This window comes from Streptomyces sp. NPDC002306, from assembly GCF_053593435.1.
This window is the reverse complement of the sequence record NZ_JBSFCK010000117.1, coordinates 1-3221: the sequence shown is the minus strand read 5'-3', so window position 1 is coordinate 3221 and position 3221 is coordinate 1. Positions and strand designations below refer to the sequence as shown.

2 protein-coding genes and 2 pseudogenes are annotated in these 3221 nt (G+C 61.1%); 1 reads left to right on the top strand and 3 read right to left on the bottom strand.

Annotation, left to right across the window (positions count from 1 at the left end):
• Nucleotides 1–237 (top strand): annotated as a pseudogene (locus tag ACWCQK_RS42170) (transposase); the annotation flags it as partial.
• A 467-nt stretch (nt 238–704) separates the two neighbouring features.
• Here ACWCQK_RS42170 and ACWCQK_RS42165 read toward each other — a convergent pair.
• The 3 genes and pseudogenes from ACWCQK_RS42165 to ACWCQK_RS42155 all read right to left on the bottom strand — a co-directional run.
• Nucleotides 705–1646, bottom strand: coding sequence for a hypothetical protein (locus tag ACWCQK_RS42165; RefSeq protein WP_451164544.1), 942 nt, complete (start codon nt 1644–1646; stop codon nt 705–707).
• Nucleotides 1647–2101: 455 nt separating this feature from the next.
• A complete protein-coding gene (locus tag ACWCQK_RS42160) occupies nt 2102–2563 on the bottom strand; it encodes a tetratricopeptide repeat protein (RefSeq protein WP_451164542.1) in 462 nt (153 codons plus the stop codon).
• A gap of 43 nt (nt 2564–2606) precedes the next feature.
• Nucleotides 2607–3062: pseudogene (locus tag ACWCQK_RS42155) on the bottom strand (tetratricopeptide repeat protein); the annotation flags it as partial.
• Nucleotides 3063–3221 lie beyond the last annotated feature (159 nt).

The following is a 3221-nucleotide window of genomic DNA, read 5'->3' as shown; positions in this document are numbered from 1 at the left end:
CCGGCCTTGGGCGTGATCCTCGGTACCGAGTTCCTGGCCGCGACAGACGGCGACATGAGTTCTCTCGGCTCTCCTGACCGCCTCGCCGGCTTCGGAAGCGTTGCTCCGGTTCCCCACGACTCCAGGAAAATCAGCGGCAATCTCCACCGGCCACGACGCTACAACCGCCGACTCCAGCGAGTCTTCTATATCTCCGCACTCTTCAGCATCCGAAGCTGCGAGGACTCCCGCCGCTTCTCCACAGTTTGAGAAGATTGACAGCCCATCCCCTCCCCCTCACTCGAACTGACGCACCACAGCTCACAATGGCGTGCGTCGCAGGTGCGCAGATAGCTGACAGACCGGGTCGAAGCTCTGGACCGTCGTCAGCGCCGTTCCGAACTTTTTCTTGCCCCGGACACCTCCCGGCCGTGCCCCGTACCCGGCATGCAGAAGCCCTGGACCACCCGGTGGTCCAGGGCTGACACCCATCACGCGTGGAAGCGCCGTCTCTCCTTGCCCGACAACACAGGTGCGGGCGTGACGCACCCACGAATCACCGAAACTCCACCGTTCTGCAAGGGGATCTAGGGATCTCTCCCGCGGAACCCCTTCGCATGCGGATGTATCCACCGACCGTTTTGAGGCTTAGCATCGCAGGTCGGTGGAGTGTCCGCCCGCATGTTGTTGTTCTGCGGGCCCCAACCTTCGAAAGCCGCTTCGCTTTACGACGAAAAGTTGAATATTGGCCTCTTTTCCAGCACCTTGACACTGAGGTGCAACTTGCATCTATTTCCCGAGATGGAAGTCGTTATCGGGGCATTGTCATTGAATGATTTATTAAGCTCGTTCGCATCGACGCCGAAATCCTTCCATCCTCTACATTCTCTATTGTATGTATTGTTTTCATACTCCCATTGATACTTATTTACGCTATAGGTGACATTGAATCCCTTGCCGCCCGTAACCCATAAGTCAATAACATTGTTATTCATTCCGCAGCGCGGATCGATGCCGGTGCGCACGCCCACGTCACCTACGCATAATCCCGGATTATTACTCGCAAGTGAGTAGAACGTAGGATATGGGTCTAATGGAATCTCGCGATGCATGCCGGGGTTAAATGCTTGGCGCCAACCTATAAAATGGCCGTATACGTCATATATGGCCTTGCTGTATGTATTTGAATCCCAATAGGATCGCATTTCCCAAGAGTTGCCGATACTTACCGCACGGTTTCTCCAGGTTGCTCTGAATGTTGCTTCGGCTTCGCTGTCAACCACGGTGCTGTTGCTCGAAGAATTGCCGACTTCTGCAGAGCGTTGTGATCCGTCAGGGAGGCGTGCTGAAATGAATCTGCGGGTCACATACCCAAACGTTCTCACATCGTGATGACGGTCTGCCCAGTTCGTGACCACAAAATTGCCGTTGTACAGTCCGCCCCCGACGCCAGCGAAGTCGCCGAGAGTGACCCGGACCTTGTAGAGCGCCGGAAGAGGCTGCGGCCTGGTCGACGGAGTCGGTGGATCTGGAATGTTCGGTTGGTTCGGCTCGTCCCCGGTGGGTTCCCTGGGGTCGTCGGAAGCGTATGTCACCCCCCCGGAACATGCGAGCAGAGCGACTGCCGCTGTCGCGGCCGCCCATCTGGCGATGTAGATCTTCCTCATCCGTACTACTCCCTCTATTGCACTGCCAGGCCGCTGAGCGGGATACCTCAGCAATCGAGCCAAACTGTGCCAAGCCGCTGCAAGCCAAGGGTGCTGGCAGGTGCACAATTGCCCAGTCGGGCACTATGCCGCATTGCCTGGATTGCGGAGAGATCTCGCGCAATACCCCTAACTGCGTTACATCGCGACCATGTTAGCCACCCCCCGCCCTGAAACGCTTGAGTTCTCGCTACTCAGCCGCCCACCCGTTTTGTCGGATAAGGGCTGCGGAGGGGAAGCCTGAGCTGTGAAAAGCATCGAACGGGTCGATGAGTGCCCAGGAATCCGAAGACTGCTGCGAGACGCCGAAGATGACGGAGGGTCTGTCATTGAGCGGCTCTGTTCTGTAGTCGGGATGCTGTTGGTGATCTTCACTCGGTGGAGTGAAGTCGTGACCTGGTTGGCCTGTGGACAGCTCAGTCGTCGCCGTCACAGGCGCCGTGGCCTGTCGCCGCGTCGAGGGCTTCGACCGTCCTGCCGAGGGCCGTGATCCGTTGCGTCGCCGCCAGGGCGGCGTCCTCGGAGCCCGCTTGCCGGTACAACCCGACCGCCTCTCGCCAGGCCCGCACCGCCTCTTCGGTGTCGCCGGTCGTGTGGATGGCGGCGGCGTGGAGGTCCAGGGAGCGGGCCTGTCCATGAGCGTTGAAGAAGACGTCACAGAGCGTCTCCAGGGCTCGCGCGTGACACTCGGCGGCCTCGCGGTGACGCCCCGCCGCCTGAAGAGTGCTGCCCAGATCGTTCAGGGCGACGGCCTCGCGGTACTGCTCGCGCTGTTGCCTGAGCACGTGCGGGGCTTGGGCGTGCTGCACGATCGCCTCGGGGAATCTGCCCAGGGCGCGCAGAGCCAGGGCGACGTTGTTGCGTGTGGTTGCCCGCACGTTCGCGCTGGCGCAGCTTCTGGAAGAAGCCCATGCACCGCACGTGATTGTCGAGTGCGGCGTCCGGCCGCCCCAGACCACACAGGGCGCGACCTCGGTTGTTGGTGGAGACAGCCTCCATGATCGGGTCGCCGCGGGAGCGGGACGCCTCCCGGGCCACGTCGAGATGTGTGAGGGCCTCGTCGAAGGGGCCCATCCTGAAAGGCAGCACCCCCAGCCCGTTCTGCGTCGTGGCGGCGGTCCGGGCGGCGCCAGACGCGCGCAGCAGCGACTCAGCTTCGCGGAACTCCTCCAGTGCCTCGACGAAATGGCGCCCCTCCATCAGGACGTTGCCCAGGTTGTACACCGCAGTGCCCAGTTTCCGTACGGCGCCTAGCGCGCGGAGCAGATCCAGGGCACGCCGGTGCGCGGCGATTGAGTCGTCGCCCCGCCGCAGATAGCGCAGTGCCATCCCGAGATTGTTCTGGGCCGTGCGCTCGAAGAGCCGGTCACTGAGCAGTCGGGAGCCCTTGACGGCGTGCTGGTAGACCTCGGCGACGTCGTATCGAAATGTCGCCGCCCTACTAGTGTGATGCGTCTGAAATCACGGGCTTAAGTCTCTCGCTGGTTTTCAGTGACTGGTGGAGTGACCTTGGCGAGGGAGTCGGCGAGGGATTTG

What these genes read in the sequence shown, in the direction of transcription:
- ACWCQK_RS42165 (WP_451164544.1), bottom strand. Translation starts at nt 1,646, where the DNA reads ATGAGGAAGATCTACATCGCCAGATGGGCGGCCGCGACAGCGGCAGTC.